Origin of the sequence: Lysobacter arenosi (assembly GCF_016613475.2) — a bacterium.
Classification (GTDB): domain Bacteria; phylum Pseudomonadota; class Gammaproteobacteria; order Xanthomonadales; family Xanthomonadaceae; genus Lysobacter_J; species Lysobacter_J arenosi.
This window is the reverse complement of record NZ_CP071517.1, coordinates 2,182,908-2,199,056: the sequence shown is the minus strand read 5'-3', so window position 1 is coordinate 2,199,056 and position 16,149 is coordinate 2,182,908. Positions and strand designations below refer to the sequence as shown.

The following is a 16,149-nucleotide window of genomic DNA, read 5'->3' as shown; positions in this document are numbered from 1 at the left end:
CGGCCAATGAGGGCCGAGAACCCCCAATTCTAACGGACTGCCGGTCCACACGCAGGCGCACGGGGCCTTCCGGCGCCGATACCACATGAACGGGTGGTCCATTCTGGGAAAAAGTCGCGATTGGGTGTTTGGCGCGCCGGGTGGGCTGTCCGTTATTCTTGGGGGCCGTATTTCAAGTAGTTCGGAGCCAGGATGCTTCATCCAGTTGTCCTAAGCGGCGGTAGCGGTTCGCGCCTGTGGCCGCTGTCCCGCCAGAACCAGCCCAAACAGTTCCTGGCCCTGATCGGCGACCGCTCCCTATATCAGGAGACCGTCATACGTGCCTCGAAGTTGCCCGGAGCCCAGGCCCCGGTAACCGTGTGCAGCGGCGATCACCGCTTCATGGTCGGCGAGCAGCTCCAGGAAGTCGGTGTTGCCAACGGCGGCATCCTGCTCGAGCCGATGGCGCGCAACACCGCGCCGGCCATCGCCCTGGCGGCCCTGCACGTCATCGCCGACGACGCGGACGCTTCGCTGCTGGTGATGCCGGCCGACCACCTGATCGAGGACGAAACGGCATTCCGCAATGCCGTGGCTGCGGCCACCGGCCTGGCCGACGCTGGCTGGCTGGTCACGTTCGGCATCACGCCGGACTATGCCGAAACTGGCTACGGTTACATCCTGCGCGGCGAAGCACTCAGCGACGACGGCTTCAAGGTCGAGCGCTTCGTCGAGAAGCCGGACCTGGCCACTGCGGAAGGTTACGTCGCGCAGGGCAACTATGCCTGGAACTCGGGCATGTTCCTGTTCAAGGCACGCAGCTACCTCGACGAGCTCGCAAAGCACGCGCCGGCGATCTTCGCCGCCGCCAAGGCCTCCTACGAAGCATCGGAGTCCGACCTGGATTTCATCCGCGTCGGCAAGGACGAGTTCGCGGCCAGCCCCAACGATTCGATCGACTATGCCGTGATGGAGCGCACCGACCGCGCTGCAGTCGTGCCGGTGAGCTGTGGCTGGAGCGATATCGGCTCCTGGTCGTCGTTGTGGTCGGTCGCCCAGCGCGACGAAGACGACAACCGCCACGACGGCGACGTCATCTCCATCGACACCAAGGGCAGCCTCGTGCGCGCCTCCGACCGTCGGATGATCGCGACCATCGGCGTCGAGGACCTGGTCATCATCGACACGCCCGACGCCACGCTGGTGGCACGCAAGGACCGCGTCCAGGACGTCAAGGCGATTGTCGACCGCCTCAAGGCGGCCGGTCGCCAGGAGCACCTGTTCCACCGCAAGGTCTACCGTCCGTGGGGCAGCTACGACTCGATCGACATGGGCGAGCGTTTCCAGGTCAAGCGCATCGTGGTCAAGCCCGGCGCGGCACTGAGCCTGCAGAAGCACCACAAGCGCGCCGAGCACTGGATCGTCGTTTCCGGCGTCGCCGAAGTCACCTGCGACGACAAGGTGTTCGACCTGCACGAGAACGAGAGCACCTACATCCCGCTCGGTAGTGTCCACCGCCTGCGCAATCGCGGCACCGAGCCGGTAGAGCTGATCGAAGTGCAGTCCGGCAGCTACCTCGGCGAGGACGACATCGTCCGTCTCGAGGACGTGTACGGGCGCTCGTGAACCTGGCGTCCTGAGCCCTCAGGAGGCGGACGCGCTGCGGCGCAGCGTGTCCGCCATCAACGTTGCGAAGCGGTCGGCGCTGCCGGCCGCGTGCAGGAAGAACAACGACGGCTCGCACAACTCCAGTTCGAGCAGGCGCGCATGGCCGTCGTCGTCGCGGATCAGGTCGACGCGCGCGTACGTCAACGGCGATTGCAGGTGCACACATTCGGTTGCCGCGGCGAGGACCTTGTCCGCCAGCGCGAGCTCATCCTTGCCCGGGATGCGAGCGGTGATCTCCTCGGCCGCGAACAGATGTTCGGTCGGCCCTTCGTCGCGCTGCAGCAGCGGCCCCTTGCGGATGGCGTGGCTGAAGCGGCCTTCGAAAAACATCAGCGCGGTTTCGCCGTCGCGGTCGACCGATGCCAGGTACGGCTGCAGCATCGCGCTGCGATCGGCCTCGAGCAGGCGCGCGATGTGGTTGGCCGCGGCGAATTCCTGGTCGCGCGAATAGCGCTGCGCGTCGCGCGAGCCGGCGCCGACCGCGGGTTTGACCACGAACTCCGCGGCATCGGGATGTTCGGCCAGGAAGGCCTGCAGGGTCGGCAGCGGCTCCATCTCCGGCTCGACGAAACGCGTGGCAACCACCGGCACGCCGAGGTCCGCCAGCGTGGCGAGGTAGTGTTTGTCGGTGTTCCACACGACAACCGGCAACGGATTGAGCAGGTTGCTGCGCGTCGACACGTGCCGGCACCAGCCCAGGAACTCGCTCAGCCGTTCGGTGTAGTCCCAGGGCGAGCGCAGCAGGACTGCGTCGAATCGCGACCAGGTGACGGTAGGGTCGTCCCAGGCGCGGACGTGCGTGGCGATGCCGGCGCGTGCGCACGCGTCGAGCAGCGGCACGAGGTCGTCGTCGAGGGCGGCGGCGGCTATCGCGGTGACCAGGGCGAGGCGGGGCATGGGCTGAAGTCTAATGGCAGGAGCGGGGGGCGGTGGAAGTCGGCCCTGTGCCATGCCCGAAGGTACGGTGGTCGCAGCGGGGCGGCGGGGTAAACTGCCGGGATTCGCAGACCCGAACCGGAGTCACCCCATGGCCGCGACGCAAGCCGGCGCCAGCAGCAAGTCCAAGGTATTTCCCGATGCCCGCAGCGCCCTCGCCGGCGTGGTCGCCGATGACCAGACCCTCGCGGTCGGCGGTTTTGGCCTGTGCGGCATTCCCGAGGCATTGATCGAGGCCCTGCGCGACAGTGGGGTCAAGGGCCTGACGGCGATTTCGAACAACGCCGGCGTTGACGGCTTCGGCCTCGGCCTGCTGCTGACGACTCGGCAGATCAAGAAGATGATCTCGTCGTACGTTGGCGAGAACAAGGAGTTCGAGCGCCAGTTCCTTTCGGGCGAACTCGAGCTCGAGTTCAACCCGCAGGGCACGCTGGCAGAACGGCTGCGTGCGGGCGGCGCCGGCATTCCGGCCTTCTTCACCCGCACCGGCTACGGCACGATCGTCGCCGACGGCAAGGAAACGCGCGAGTTCGACGGCCAGCACTACGTGATGGAAACCGCGCTCAAGGCGGACGTGTCGCTGGTGAAGGCCTGGAAGGCCGACAAGTCCGGCAACCTGGTGTTCCGCAAGACCGCGCGCAACTTCAATCCGGCCTGCGCAATGGCCGGCAAGGTCTGCATCGTCGAAGTGGAGCAGCTAGTCGAGGTCGGTGAGATCGACCCCGACCAGGTCCACCTGCCGGGCATCTACGTGGACCGCATCGTCCACAACCCGAGCCCCGAAAAGCGGATCGAGCAGCGCACCGTGCGCGCCGGCTGACACCACGAAATCAGAGGATACAAACCCATGGCCTGGACCCGCGACCAGATGGCGCAGCGCGCCGCGCAGGAACTCACCGACGGTGCATACGTCAACCTCGGCATCGGCTTGCCGACGCTGGTGGCCAACTTCATTCCCGACGGGATGGACGTGTGGTTGCAGAGCGAGAACGGCCTGCTCGGCATCGGCCCGTTCCCGACCGAGGCCGAAGTCGACGCCGACCTGATCAACGCCGGCAAGCAGACCGTGACCGCACGCCCGGGCGCGAGCTACTTCGGCAGCCACGACTCGTTCGCGATGATCCGCGGTGGACACATCGACCTGGCGATCCTCGGCGCGATGCAGGTCACCGACCAGGGCGACCTGGCCAACTGGATGGTGCCGGGCAAGATGGTCAAGGGCATGGGCGGCGCGATGGACCTGGTCGCCGGCGTCAAGCGCGTGGTCGTGCTGATGGAGCACACCGCCAAGAGTGGCGAGCACAAGATCCTCCCGCAGTGCACGCTGCCGCTGACCGGCGTGGGCGTGGTCAATCGAATCATCACCGAGCTGGCCGTGATGGACGTGACGCCGCAGGGATTGAAGCTGGTGGAGCTGGCGCCGGGTGTCAGCGAGGCCGAGCTGCGTGAGAAGACCGGCGTAGCGTTGTCCTGACCATCAGCAATGAGAAAGGCCGCCCTCGAGGCGGCCTTTTTTTGTCCCGGTTACAGACCCTTACAGATTCTGGTAGTTCGGACCCGAGCCGCCTTCCGGCGTTACCCAGTCGATGATCTCGTACGGGTCCTTGATGTCGCAGGTCTTGCAGTGCACGCAGTTGGCGGCGTTGATCTGCAGTCGCTTTCCAGCCTCGTCGCTGACGATCTCGTAGACATTGGCCGGGCAGAATCGCGTGCAAGGGTTGTCGTACTCCTCGACGCAGCGGGTGACGCAGATCGAGGTGTCGCGCACCTTCAGGTGCACCGGCTGGTCTTCGTCGTGTTCGGTCGCGGCGTAATACACCGACTGCAGGCGGTCACGCGGGGCGAGGTCGCGGTTGACGTAATCACGCCTGGGCGATTCGTGTTCGCCGACCTTGTCCAGCGACGACCAGTCGGGCTTGACCTTCAAGGTCCACGGCGACAGGCCGGCCGTGATCGTCTCCCACGCGGAGTTGAGGATGCCGAACCACAGGCCGCGCTTGAAGCCGGGCTTGATGTTGCGGACCTTCTTCAGCTCGGCCATCGCTTCGGAAGCGCGAAGCTTCGCGTCGAAGCCCTGCGGCGCCAGCTGCGAGGCGGCCAGGTGCTCGGCGGCGAGCATGCCCGAGCGGATTGCCTGGTGCGTGCCCTTGATCTTGGGAACGTTGAGCAGGCCGGCGGTGTCGCCGATCAGCAGCGCGCCCGGCATCTCGACCTTCGGCAGCGACTGCCAGCCACCGCAGGCGATCGCGCGCGCGCCGGCCGAGAGGATGCTGCCGCCTTCCAGCAGCGGCTTGACCGAGGGGTGGTTCTTCCATTGCTGGAAGGCTTCCCACGGCTTGTACTCCGGATCCGGGTAGTCGAGGCCGCTGACGTAGCCCAGGGCGATGCGGCCCTTGTCCAGGTGGTAGAGGAAGCTGCCACCGTAGGTCTGGTTGTCGGCCGGCCAGCCGAAGCTGTGCACGATCTTGCCCGGCTCGACGCGGTCTTCCGGTACCTGCCACAGCTCCTTCAGGCCAATCGAATAACACTGCGGGTCGCTGTCGGCGTCGAGCTTGAACTGCTTGACCAGACGCTTGGTGAGATGCCCGCGCGCGCCCTCGGCGAGCACCGTGACCTTGGCGCGGATGTCGATGCCGGCGGTGTAGCCGGGCTTGTGCGAACCGTCCTTGGCCACGCCCATGTCGCCGATGCGCACGCCGACGACGGTGCCGTCGGCGTCATGCAGGGTCTCGGAGGCGGCGAAGCCGGGGTAGATCTCGACGCCCAGGGCTTCTGCCTGCGGCGCCAGCCAGGCGCACATCGCGCCGAGGCTGACGATGAAATTGCCGCGGTTGTGCATGCCCGGCGGGATCGGCAGCGGGGTGTGGCCGGTCTTGCTGAGCAGCCAGAACTCGTCCTTGACCGCCGGCACGCAGATCGGCGGCGGGTTGTCGCGCCAGCCCGGCAGCAACGCGTCGAGCGGACCGGGCTCGATCACCGCGCCGGAGATGATCTGGGCGCCAATCGTCGAAGCCTTCTCGATCACGCACACCGAGATCTCGGGATTGAGCTGCTTCAGGCGGATCGCGAACGCCAGGCCGGACGGACCGGCGCCGACGGTGACGACGTCGTACTCCATGACGTCGCGCTCGACCGTGTCGGCTGTGGTGTCGTGTTGGCTCATGCTGGCGGCTCCGCGTGCGGCTGGCTTTACAACCGTGGATTGTCGCGGTTTTGCGCAGGGGCGGGCAAATCGACGCCGAAGGGGAGGCCAAGGTGGGGGTGATAGCGTTGGCGCATGCCCCTGTCCCCTTTACCCCTGGCCGATGCCGAAGTTCGCCTGGACCGGCACTGGCTGGACCCCGGCCAGGCCGATGCGCTGTTCGCGGCACTGCGCGAGCACGTGGCCTGGGAAGTGCACCGGATCCGGCTGTTCGGCCGCGAGGTCGATTCGCCGCGGCTGAGCTGCTGGATCGGCGATGCCGGCACCGGCTACCGCTACTCCGGCGTCCGTTTCGAACCCCGGCCATGGCCTGCGGCGCTGTTGCCGGTGCGCGAGCGGCTGTGCAAGGAGCTGGGCCTGGACTTCAACAGCGTGCTGGCCAATCTCTACCGCGATGGCCACGACGCCATGGGCTGGCACAGCGATGCCGAACCCGAACTGGGGGCCGCCCCGGTCATCGCCTCGGTCAGCCTGGGGGCGGCGCGGCGTTTTGCCCTCAAGTCACGCGCGCAGCCGCAGCAGCGGCTGACGCTGGAACTGCCCCACGGCAGCCTGCTGGTGATGTCCGGCCCGACCCAGCGCAACTACCGGCACGCGCTGCCGCGCACGGCGCGGCCAATCGGCGCTCGCATCAACCTGACGTTCCGCCAGATCCTCGGAGCCTGAACCCCTCCCGCAACCTCAGGAGCGATTCGCCGGCTTGTAGTTCTGGCCGCTGACCAGCGTCCAGCCGGCGATGTCGTGGCCGACGACGACCAGCGACTGCTCGAACGCGCGGGCGACGTCGGCGACGGCGGTGCTCGTCGCCGGTTGCGCCTGCAGGAAGGTGCGCGCGGCGACGATCTTCTGGTCATGCGTGTGCAGCAGCTTGGCGGCAACCTCGATGGTTGCAGACGGCACGGCCTGCCCGGCGTAGTCCGATTCGAAGCGTCGAATCTCCAGTATCAGCCTGAAGTCCGCCGCTATGCCGCTGCCCTGGCGCGCGACCGCGGCGATGCGCCCGGAGTCCTCGAAGGTCCGCAGCAGGGTGTCAGACAGCATCTCCGAGGGGGGTCGTGCCCATTGCGCGCCGCTGTAGATCTGGATCTCGCCGGGTGTCGGCCGCACCGCGATACGCAGGCTTTCGATCACGCGCGCGCCCACCGGTGGCGACAGCGCCAGCTGCCAGGTCACCGTTGGCCAGCTCGGGTCGGGCTGCACATGCGGCTCGGGAGCGTAGATGGTCGAGGAGCCCTTTGGCTTTTCGCTCAGGATCGAGCAGCCGGAAAGCAGGGCGAGGACAAGGCCCAGTGAAAGGGTTCGCACCAGGGCAGGCGCCAGGTTCGCTCGCGTCGTCATTTGGGTTCGAACTCCTTGGGCGCGTCGCGGCCAAGCAGGTAGCGGGTCGGGTTGCTGTCGAGACGGTCGGAGATGCGGCGCAGGTCGCGCACCAGCAGCCGCAGCTCGCCCAGCGTCGGACCGAGCTGGGCCAGGCCGTCGTTGGCAAAGCTGTTGATCGCGGTGCGGTTGTCGGCGAGCACGCCGTTGGCGTTGTTGGCGGCCGAATCCAGGCGCGTGAGCGTGCTGTCGAGCTTGGCGATCAGGCCGGGCAGCTTGGCAACGAGTTCGCGGTCGACGCTCTCGACGGCGCGGTTGGTGGTCGTCAGGGTCACCGACAACTGTTCGCTGGACTTGCGCGCGCTGGTGATCAGCGTGCGCAGGTCCTCGCGCTGGTCGGCGATGGCACTGGTCGCCGACTCGATGTTGGCCAGCGTGTTGGAGACGCGCTTGACGTTCTCGTCGCTGAGCACCTGGTCCATGCGCGCGACCAGGCGGTTGGCGGTGTCGGCGATGTTCTGCAGCGCCGATGCCTCGGTCTGGATCACCGGCGTTTCGCGCCGGTCGACGTCGGCCAGCGCCGGGCTGCCCGGGTTGCCGCCGGTGAGCTGGATGAAGGGACTGCCGGTGATGCCCTGGATAGACAGCTTGGCGCGCGTGTCGGTCTTGATCGGCGCACTGGCCTGCAGGCGCAGCAGCGCGATCACGCGGCGCGGGTCGTCGGGTGCAAGCCGGAGTGTCTCGACGGTGCCGACCGAAATGCCGTTGTACTGCACCGAACTGCCTTCGGTCAGGCCGGTTACCGGTTCGGTAAAGAGCACGGCGTAGTTGCGCCAGTCCTTCTCCGAGGTGTACTTGGCCGCCCACAAGGCGAACAGCAGCAACAGCAACGTCACCACGATGGTGAACGCGCCGATGAGGACGTAATTGGCCTTGGTTTCCATGTCAGGACCGCAGGGCTGTATTCGTGATGGAGTGCTTCAGGTGCGTCATCTTGCGCCGACCTCCAGGTCGCGTTGCCGGGTCTGCTGCGCGGCACGCGCGCGCGGACCATGGAAGTACTCCCTCACCCACGGATGATCCAACTGTTCGACCTCGGCCAGCGGCGCGCAGGCGATCACCTTGCGATCAGCGATCACCGCGATGCGGTCACAGATAGCGTAAAGGGTGTCGAGGTCGTGTGTGATCAGGAATACGGTCAGGCCCAGTGCCTGCTGCAGCGTGCGGATCAGGCGGTCGAACGCGGCCGCGCCGATCGGGTCGAGGCCGGCAGTGGGTTCGTCGAGGAACAGCAGCGGCGGATCCAGCGCCAGTGCACGCGCCAGGCCGGCGCGCTTGCGCATGCCGCCTGACAGCTGCGACGGCAGCTTGTTGAGCGCATCGGCAGGCAGGCCGGCGAGCTTGACCTTGAGCAGCGCCAGTTCGTAGCGCAGCGAGTCGGGCAGGTCGCTGTGGTACTCCTTCAGCGGCACCTGCACGTTCTCGCCCACGGTCAGCGACGAGAACAGCGCACCGTCCTGGAACAGCACGCCGGTGTTGCGCTCGATCGCGCGGCGCAGGTCCGGGTCTTCGCTGCGCGCGTCGAGGCCGAGCACTTCGATCTCGCCGGCATCGGGCCGGCGCAGGCCAAGGATCGATCGCATCAGTACCGACTTGCCGGCGCCGGAGCCGCCGACCACGCCGAGGATCTCGCCGGGGAGCACGTCCAGGTCCAGGCCCTCGTGCACGACCTGCTCGCCGAAGCGGTTGGTCAGGCCGCGCACGCGCACGATCGGCTCTTCGTGGTCAGGCAGGCAGTGGATGGTCTGCGCCATGGTCAGATGCCCATTTCCATGAACCAGATGGCGAAGAACGCATCGAGCACGATCACCATCGAGATCGACTGAACGACGCTGGAGGTGGTGCGTTCACCGACCGACTGCGCCGTGCCTTCGACCTGCAGCCCTTCCAGGCAACCGATCAGGCTGATCAGCAGCGCGAACACCGGCGCCTTCGACAGGCCGACCAGGAAATGCCGCAGCTCCATCGTCTCGTGCATGCGGGCCAGGTATTGCTGCGGCGGGATGTCGAGGTTGTAGGCGCCGACGGTCAGGCCGCCGATGAGGCCGAAGACCATCGCGATGAAGGTCAGCAGCGGCAGCATCACCAGCAGCGCCAGCATGCGCGGGATCACCAGCAGGTCGACCGGGTCCATGCCGAGCGTGCGGATCGCATCGACCTCCTCGCGACTGACCATCGCGCCGATCTGCGCGGTGAAGGCGCTGGCGGTGCGGCCGGCCAGCACGATCGCGGTCAGCAAAACGCCGAACTCGCGCAGGAACGCAATGCTGACCAGTTCGACCACATAGATCTGCGCACCGAAGTCGGCGAGGATGTTGGCGCCGAGGAAGGCGACCACCGCGCCGACCAGGAAGCACAGCAGGGCGATCAGCGGCACCGCGTCGAGGCCGACCTGCTCCATGTGGTGCACGGTCGCGGTGGGGCGGAAGCGCGAAGGCTCCTTGAACATGCGCAGCAGCTTCAGCTGGGTCTCGCCAAAGAAGCCGATCAGCGCGCGCGCCTCGCGGTAGTTGTCGCTCACCGCGAAGCCAAGGCGCGCCAGTGCCGCGCTGACACCGTACTCGCGCTTGCGGCGCGGGCGATCGTCGGCGACGTCCTCGATCGCCGTTACCAGCGCGCGATGGTCGTCGTGGAAAGTGAAGGCATCGAACTCGATGCCGTGGCGGCGGGCGAAGCGCAGCAGCTGCAGCACGCCCACCGAGTCCATGCGGTCGACGCCGGTGGCATCGACGGCGTCGATGGCGTCGGGCGCATCCAACAGTGCCTCGCCGATCTGGGTCGCGTAGTCGAGGGTCCAGCTGCCGCTCAGGCGAAGACGCGACGGCGTGTGGCCATCGGCGGCGATCAGCGGCGGGTGCGCGGACGTATCGGTCATGGAGCCTCGGCGCGAGGATACCTGAGTCGGAGCCGGCGGTTGGCGAAGGCGCGGCCGGGCCGTCATGCCCGCACGTGGGTGCTCCCGCATCCGGCCCTCGCATGCCATCCTTCGCGCCATGTCGAATCCGTCTCCCCTGAGCGCCGCCAGCTACGCCGCCCGCATCAATTTCGTGATCGAGCTGGCCGAGCGACTGCATGCCTACGGCACCACCGCGCAAAGGCTCGAGGGGGCGATCAGCGCGGTCGCGCAGCAGCTTCGGCTGGAGTGCGAACCCTGGTCGAATCCGACCGGCATGATCCTGACCTTCAGCGACCCGCAGCGTCCGCCGGGCGACAGCGACACCACGCGCGTGATCCGCCTGCCGCCGGGTGAGAACGATCTGTACCGCCTGGCCGAAACCGACCGCATCGCCGAAGACGTCGTCGCCGGTCGCCTCGGCCTGGCCGAGGCGCACGCGCAGATGAGCGCGCTCGACCGCCCGCCGACGTGGCGCTCGCGCGCGATGCAGGTGCTTGGCTACTGCCTGGCGGCGACGGCGATCGCCGGCGTGCTGCGCCTGCCGTGGCTGGACATCTGCGTAGCGGGTGCCAACGGCCTGCTGATTGGTCTGTTCGTGCAGGTGTCGGAAGCGCAACCGCGTTTCAAGGAACCGCTCGAAGCGGTCGCCGCGATGTTCGCCGCGAGCGTGACCCTGCTGGTCGCCGCGTACGTGGCGCCGTTGAACCAGAACACGGTCATCATCGCGTCGCTGATCGTGCTGCTGCCCGGCATGGCGCTGACCAACGCCGTCAACGAGCTCACCAGCCAGCACCTGGTGTCGGGCACGGCCCGCTTCGCCGGTGCGTTGACGACGGTGCTCAAGCTCGCCATCGGCACCGTGATCGCGCTGTACCTGGCCGAGATGATCGGACTCGATGCGCAGGTACGGGCGTCGCGGCCGCAGCCGGAATGGGTGGAGTGGGCGGCGCTGGCGCTGGCGTCCTTCGCCTTCGCGGTGCTGTTCCGGGCCAACCGTCGCGATTACCCGAAGGTGATGGCGGCAGCGGCCAGCGGCTACCTGATTTCCAGATTCGGCGGACAGGCCTTCGGCAGCCCGGCCGGCATCTTCCTGGCCGCGCTCGTGCTGACCGCCGCCGGCAATGCCTATGCGCGCTGGTGGAACCGGCCCGGCGCCATCCTGCGCGTGCCCGGCATCATCATGCTGGTTCCGGGCAGCGCCAGCCTGCGCGGCTTCCTCACGCTGATCCAGCAGCAGGACGTCGATGCCGGCCAGGCCGCGCTGCTGGCCGTGCTGAATATCCTGCTGGCCCTGGTCGCCGGCCTGCTGTTCGGCAACCTGCTGCTGCCGGCGCGACGCAATCTGTAAGGGCAGGGCGAGCGGACCCGCTCCCGCCATCGGGATTGAAAACTGCCGGATGCGTGCCCGGGTAATCGTGCCCGGGTAATCCGGCGGTTTACTTGATCAGAAACTCTTCGAGCCTGCGCCCGGCCGCGGTATGCGCGGCCAGCCAGCGCGGCTGCTTGCCACGGCCGGTCCAGGTTTCACCGGGGTCGGCCGGGTTGCGGTATTTGGGCGCGACCTTCCCCATCGCCTTGCGCGCCTTCTTCGGGGCGGCCTTGCTTGCCGGTTTGGCGGTGCGGGCCGGGGCGCCGCCGCCGAACAGCTCGGCGATGCTGTAACCCTCGGCCTTCGCCAGCTGGGTGAGTTTGTTGCGGACCGTGGCAATCGGCTTGCGCTTGTTCAGCGTGGTCTTGCGCTTTCTGGCCTGGTTGATCAGCGCGTCGAGCTCTTTCGCCGACAGCGAGGTGATATCGATCGACATGAAACCTCCGGTAAGGGTGGAATTACGGGCGGAATGTCAGGCTTGGATGGATCCGTTGGTATGCCGGGCCGATACCGGGAGCAGTGACCGGGAGCAGGGGCCGGCAGCGGCAGGGGCCGCGGGGGATGTAGCGGTGGAAACGGCGCGGCGCCGGTAAAAACGAGGCAGCCGAAACCGTTCAGGCAGCGCAGGATGATAATCCCGCGGCGCCCGCCAAGTAAATCAGGTGAATATCACCGATTATCCGGCGCGGTCATCGCGACCGCGCCGGATATGGCGATTTACTTGCCGAGTCTGGCCAGGAGTGCGGCGCGGTCGAGATTCTCCGCCTCGCTGGCGCGACGGTGGCGGTACTCGAACGTGCCCGAGGCAAGGCCGCGTTCGGACACGACGATCCGGTGCGGGATGCCGATCAGTTCCATGTCGGCGAACATCGCGCCCGGGCGCAGGCCACGGTCGTCGAGCGCGGTCTCGATGCCGGCGGCGTTGAGCTCGGCGTAGAGGTCCTGGGCGGCCTGCGCGACGGTTGCGTCGCCCTTGGGGTTGATCACGCACACCACTGCCTGCCACGGCGCCATCGCCTCGGGCCAGATGATGCCGTTGTCGTCGTTGTTCTGCTCGATGGCGGCCGCCACGATCCGCGACACGCCGATGCCGTAGCAGCCCATCGCCGGCGTTGCCGCCTTGCCGTTGGCGTCGAGCACGGTCAGCTTCATTGCTTCGGCGTACTTGCGGCCGAGCTGGAATACATGGCCGACCTCGATGCCGCGGGCCAGGCCGATCGTGCCCTCGCCATCCGGCGCGATGTCACCCTCGACCACGTTACGGATGTCGGCGACGACGTCCGGCTCGGCAAGGTCGCGGCCCCAGTTGATGCCGGCCAGGTGATAGCCAGCCTCGTTGGCGCCGACGACGAAGTCAGCCATGGCGGCGACGCTGCGATCGGCGATCACGCGGATGGCCTTGCGCGGCGCAACCGGGCCGAGGAAACCGGGTTCGCTGCCCAGGTGGGCCACGATCTCGGCCTCCGTGGCCAGGCGGTACTCGCCCAGGCCGGCCAGCTTCGACAGCTTGATTTCGTTGACCACGTGGTCGCCGCGCACCAGCGCGAGCACGAACTGGGCGTTGCCGTCGGCGTCGGCGCCGATGATCGCCACCGACTTCACCGTGCGCTGCAGCGCGATGCCCATCAGCGCGGCGACGTCCTCGCAGGTCTTCTGCGTCGGCGTGTCGACCTTGCGCATCGCTTCGCTTGCGGCCGCGCGCGGAGCGGGTTCGGCGGCCTGCGCGAGTTCGACGTTGGCGGCATAGTCCGAGCCGCTGTGGAACGCGAGCGCATCCTCGCCCGACTCGGCCAGCACGTGGAACTCGTGCGACACCGCGCCGCCGATGGCGCCGGAGTCGGCCGAGACGGCGCGGAACTTAAGGCCCAGGCGCGTGAAGATGCGGCCGTAGGTGTCGTACATGTTCTTGTACTCGACGCCCAGGTCCTCGTCGCTGAGGTGGAAGGAGTAGGCGTCCTTCATCAGGAACTCGCGCGCGCGCATCACGCCGAAGCGCGGGCGGATCTCGTCGCGGAACTTGGTCTGGATCTGGTAGAAGTTGACCGGCAGCTGCTTGTAGCTCGACAGCTCCTGGCGCGCGAAGTCGGTGATGACCTCCTCGTGCGTGGGGCCGTAGCAGTACCAGGCTTCCTTGCGGTCCTGGATCTTCAGCAGCTGGCCGCCGAACTTCTCCCAGCGCCCGGTTTCCTCCCACAGCTCCCTGGGCTGCACCGAAGGCATCAGCACTTCGATCGCACCGCTTGCGTTCATTTCCTCGCGCACGGCGCGCTCCACCTTGCGCAGCACGCGCAGGCCCAGCGGCGACCACGTGTACAGGCCAGCGGCAAGCTTGCGGATCATGCCGGCCTTGAGCATCAGCTTGTGACTGACGATCTCGGCCTCGGCGGGCGTTTCCTTGCTGGTGTGGAGGTGGAACTGCGACAGGCGCATCGGCTCGGCTTCGGACGTAGGGAAGCGGCCATTTTGCCATGCGCCGGACCAGTGCCGGGCATGGCAGCACAGAGGGGCCCGGTCAGCCGCCGCTGGTGACGGCACCGCCCTCGCAATAGGTCTTGATCTGCGCTTCGGCCAGCTGGGTGCGGTTTGCGCGCTCGCTGTCGTTGAGGCTGCGGTCGGGCTTGCCGTCCTTGTCCTCGTCGACGGCGACCGGCTGGTTGCCCTGGAGAATGGTCAGGTTGCTGCGCGCGTTGCTGCAGTTGGAATTGACCACCGGTTTGGCGGCGGCAGTGGGTGCCGGCTTGCCGGTGTCCTCGTGTTGGCCGCGGTTCTTGTACTCCTGGCCCGCCGGAGGCGCATCGGAGTAGTGGGTGACGCCCTGGGCGTCTTTCCACTGGTAGACCTTGGCCGCACTGACGGGCAGTGCGACGACCAGGCACAGGCCGGCGACGAGGCCGGGCAGCAGACGGACGGACTGGCGGGGCATGGTGGCTCCAGGCGGTTGGGAGCGGAAGAAGGTCCGATTGCATCACCGCGCCGGGGCGCAGGCAAGCGCTACACTTCCAAACATGGACGAATTGCAACAAACCCCGCGGCCGCGCGGTCGCGGCATCTACCTGCTGCCGAACCTTTTCACCACCGGCGGCCTGTTTGCCGGCTTCTACGCGATCATCGCCGCCACCGAGGGCCGGTTCGACGACGCCTGCATCGCCGTATTCGTGGCCGGCATCCTCGACGGCCTGGACGGCCGGGTGGCGCGCCTGACCAACACCCAGAGCGAGTTCGGGGTGCAGTACGACTCGCTGGCCGATCTGGTCAGCTTCGGCCTGGCTCCGGCGCTGGTGATGTACCACTGGGCGCTCTCGGCGACCCGGCTCGACGGGCCGATTCCCGGCAAGATCGGCTGGGTCGCGGCCTTCCTCTATGCCGCCTGCGCGGCACTGCGGCTGGCGCGCTTCAATTCCCAGGTGGGCGAGGTCGACAAGCGCTGGTTCATCGGCCTGGCCAGTCCGGCGGCGGCCGGGCTGGTTGCCAGCTTCGTCTGGACCTGTGACGACATGGGCTACAGCGGCGAGCAATTGAGGTACGCCGCGCTGGCGGTGACCGTGGTCGCCGGCCTCCTCATGGTCAGCCGCCTACGCTATTTCAGCTTCAAGGGCGGCGGTCCGCGCCACGACCGTGTGCCGTTCCTGGCGATCGTGGTGGTGCTGGCGGTGCTGGTGGCCATTGCCATCGATCCGCCGCGGGTGTTGCTGGTGATCGGTGGCCTGTACGCACTGTCGGGCCCGGGCTATGCGGCCTGGCGCAAGCTGCGGCGGCCGGCAGCGGCCGAGGCGGGCACATGAGCGCGCTGTGGAGCCCGCAGCAGCACGAATGGCTGCAGGCCATGGGCCACCAGGTGTGGGCCCTGGGCGGCGCGCAGTCGGTCGAGTCCGGTTCGCAGGCCGTTTCCAACGCGCAGGACGCTCCGGCCGATGCCCGCCGTGAAGCCGCAGCACTGTTGAAGGGCGAGGGTGCTGTGCGGGCGCGACCGGCGGCACCGGCCCCGGCGCCGCGCGAACCGGCCCGGGCTGATCGCCTGATGCTGGCGGTGCTGCGTGCGGCCGGACGCGACAGTGGCGATGCCGATGTGGCTGTACTGGTTACCGACCTCGCTTCGCTGCGCGGCAATGCCGCGGCCAAGCGCGCGCTGTGGCCCCACCTGCGGGCGTTGCGCCGACGGAGTGGCTCGGCGTGAGCGCGCTGGCCGTCGATACCGGCCAGGCGTCGCCCGCCGGCACGCTGCGGCCCATGCGCGAGGACGACCTCGACGCGGTGCACGCGGTCGAGATCCGCGCCTACGAATTTCCATGGACAGTCGGCATCTTCCGCGACTGCCTGCGCGCCGACTACCCGGCCTGGCTGCTGCAGCAGGGCGGCGAGATCGTCGGCTACTTCCTGATGAGCATCGCCGCCGGCGAGGCGCACGTGCTCAATATCTGCATCGACCCGGCGCGCCAGGGGCGAGGTCACGGCCGCCACCTGCTGCGGGCGATGATGCATGTCGCACGCGGTCGCGGCGCCGAGCGCGTGTTCCTGGAAGTACGGCCCTCCAATGCCGGGGCGATCGCGCTCTACCATTCCGAAGGCTTCAACGAGATCGGTCGCCGCCCGCGCTACTACCCGGCGCGCGATGGCCGCGAGGATGCGCTGGTGATGGCGATCGAGCTTCTCCCGCCGGAGCAGTGACCTTGGCTATGCGCGCATGGCGAGGACTGGCATGCTCGCGACAGGGGGGGCGGTCGC

At 67.8% G+C, this 16,149-nt stretch carries 16 protein-coding genes and 1 pseudogene; 8 read left to right on the top strand and 9 right to left on the bottom strand.

What is annotated here, in order from left to right:
* Positions 1 to 192 precede the first annotated feature (192 nt).
* Entirely contained in the window at positions 193 to 1,605 is a 1,413-nt protein-coding gene (locus HIV01_RS10280; protein WP_200606884.1) for a mannose-1-phosphate guanylyltransferase/mannose-6-phosphate isomerase, read from the top strand.
* An 18-nt stretch (positions 1,606 to 1,623) separates the two neighbouring features.
* Here HIV01_RS10280 and HIV01_RS10275 read toward each other — a convergent pair whose 3' ends face one another.
* Positions 1,624 to 2,544 (bottom strand): ATP-grasp domain-containing protein, encoded by a 921-nt coding sequence (locus HIV01_RS10275; protein WP_200606882.1) that lies wholly within the window; start codon positions 2,542 to 2,544, stop codon positions 1,624 to 1,626.
* A 130-nt stretch (positions 2,545 to 2,674) separates the two neighbouring features.
* Between HIV01_RS10275 and HIV01_RS10270 the strand changes: the two genes are divergently transcribed.
* Together HIV01_RS10270 and HIV01_RS10265 are read left to right on the top strand one after the other, a co-directional pair.
* Complete coding sequence (locus tag HIV01_RS10270) at positions 2,675 to 3,403, top strand: CoA transferase subunit A (RefSeq protein WP_200606880.1); 729 nt, start codon at positions 2,675 to 2,677, stop codon at positions 3,401 to 3,403.
* A 27-nt stretch (positions 3,404 to 3,430) separates the two neighbouring features.
* A complete protein-coding gene (locus HIV01_RS10265; protein ID WP_200606878.1) occupies positions 3,431 to 4,057 on the top strand; it encodes a CoA transferase subunit B in 627 nt (208 codons plus the stop codon).
* A gap of 60 nt (positions 4,058 to 4,117) precedes the next feature.
* Here the strand turns inward: HIV01_RS10265 and HIV01_RS10260 are convergent, their stop codons facing one another.
* A complete protein-coding gene (locus HIV01_RS10260; protein ID WP_200606876.1) occupies positions 4,118 to 5,746 on the bottom strand; it encodes an electron transfer flavoprotein-ubiquinone oxidoreductase in 1,629 nt (542 codons plus the stop codon).
* A gap of 114 nt (positions 5,747 to 5,860) precedes the next feature.
* On the opposite strand from HIV01_RS10260, the gene HIV01_RS10255 reads away from it, so the two are divergent.
* Positions 5,861 to 6,451 (top strand): alpha-ketoglutarate-dependent dioxygenase AlkB family protein, encoded by a 591-nt coding sequence (locus HIV01_RS10255; RefSeq protein WP_200606874.1) that lies wholly within the window; start codon positions 5,861 to 5,863, stop codon positions 6,449 to 6,451.
* 15 nt (positions 6,452 to 6,466) lie between these two features.
* Here the strand turns inward: HIV01_RS10255 and HIV01_RS10250 are convergent, their stop codons facing one another.
* Genes HIV01_RS10250 through HIV01_RS10235 form a run of 4 tightly spaced genes read right to left on the bottom strand, consistent with a single transcriptional unit; the run spans position 6,467 to position 10,157 of the window.
* Positions 6,467 to 7,123, bottom strand: coding sequence for an ABC-type transport auxiliary lipoprotein family protein (locus HIV01_RS10250; RefSeq protein ID WP_200606872.1), 657 nt, complete (start codon positions 7,121 to 7,123; stop codon positions 6,467 to 6,469).
* Positions 7,120 to 8,046, bottom strand: a complete 927-nt coding sequence (locus HIV01_RS10245) for an MlaD family protein (RefSeq protein ID WP_200606870.1) — start codon at positions 8,044 to 8,046, stop codon at positions 7,120 to 7,122. The genes HIV01_RS10250 and HIV01_RS10245 overlap by 4 nt, the downstream gene beginning before the upstream one ends.
* A gap of 45 nt (positions 8,047 to 8,091) precedes the next feature.
* A complete protein-coding gene (locus HIV01_RS10240) occupies positions 8,092 to 8,916 on the bottom strand; it encodes an ABC transporter ATP-binding protein (RefSeq protein WP_200606868.1) in 825 nt (274 codons plus the stop codon).
* A 2-nt stretch (positions 8,917 to 8,918) separates the two neighbouring features.
* Positions 8,919 to 10,157, bottom strand: coding sequence for an ABC transporter permease (locus HIV01_RS10235; RefSeq protein WP_425600225.1), 1,239 nt, complete (start codon positions 10,155 to 10,157; stop codon positions 8,919 to 8,921).
* Between HIV01_RS10235 and HIV01_RS10230 the strand changes: the two genes are divergently transcribed.
* Positions 10,156 to 11,406: a threonine/serine exporter family protein gene (locus tag HIV01_RS10230; protein WP_200606866.1), complete on the top strand. Its 1,251-nt coding sequence runs from the start codon at positions 10,156 to 10,158 to the stop codon at positions 11,404 to 11,406. The two genes, HIV01_RS10235 and HIV01_RS10230, sit on opposite strands and share 2 nt — an antisense overlap.
* Positions 11,407 to 11,500: 94 nt before the next feature.
* On the opposite strand, the pseudogene HIV01_RS10225 reads toward HIV01_RS10230, so the two are convergent.
* The 3 genes and pseudogenes from HIV01_RS10225 to HIV01_RS10215 all read right to left on the bottom strand — a co-directional run.
* Positions 11,501 to 11,863, bottom strand: a pseudogene (locus HIV01_RS10225) (H-NS histone family protein); the annotation flags it as partial.
* 281 nt (positions 11,864 to 12,144) lie between these two features.
* The gene (locus HIV01_RS10220; protein WP_200606862.1) at positions 12,145 to 13,857 is read right to left on the bottom strand and encodes a proline--tRNA ligase; all 1,713 of its coding nucleotides are present in this window, start codon (positions 13,855 to 13,857) and stop codon (positions 12,145 to 12,147) included.
* Between the two features lie 82 nt (positions 13,858 to 13,939).
* Positions 13,940 to 14,350 (bottom strand): DUF4124 domain-containing protein, encoded by a 411-nt coding sequence (locus HIV01_RS10215; protein ID WP_200606860.1) that lies wholly within the window; start codon positions 14,348 to 14,350, stop codon positions 13,940 to 13,942.
* 82 nt (positions 14,351 to 14,432) lie between these two features.
* On the opposite strand from HIV01_RS10215, the gene pssA reads away from it, so the two are divergent.
* The 3 genes from pssA to rimI are packed head-to-tail and all read left to right on the top strand — an operon-like array spanning position 14,433 to position 16,092.
* On the top strand, positions 14,433 to 15,209 hold the full coding sequence (gene pssA, locus HIV01_RS10210) for a CDP-diacylglycerol--serine O-phosphatidyltransferase (RefSeq protein WP_207526919.1): 777 nt from the start codon (positions 14,433 to 14,435) through the stop codon (positions 15,207 to 15,209).
* A complete protein-coding gene (locus tag HIV01_RS10205) occupies positions 15,206 to 15,601 on the top strand; it encodes an alanine acetyltransferase (protein ID WP_200606856.1) in 396 nt (131 codons plus the stop codon). Before pssA ends, HIV01_RS10205 begins: the two co-directional genes overlap by 4 nt.
* 53 nt (positions 15,602 to 15,654) lie before the next feature.
* Positions 15,655 to 16,092, top strand: coding sequence for a ribosomal protein S18-alanine N-acetyltransferase (gene rimI / locus HIV01_RS10200; protein WP_200608459.1), 438 nt, complete (start codon positions 15,655 to 15,657; stop codon positions 16,090 to 16,092).
* Positions 16,093 to 16,149: the final 57 nt, after the last annotated feature.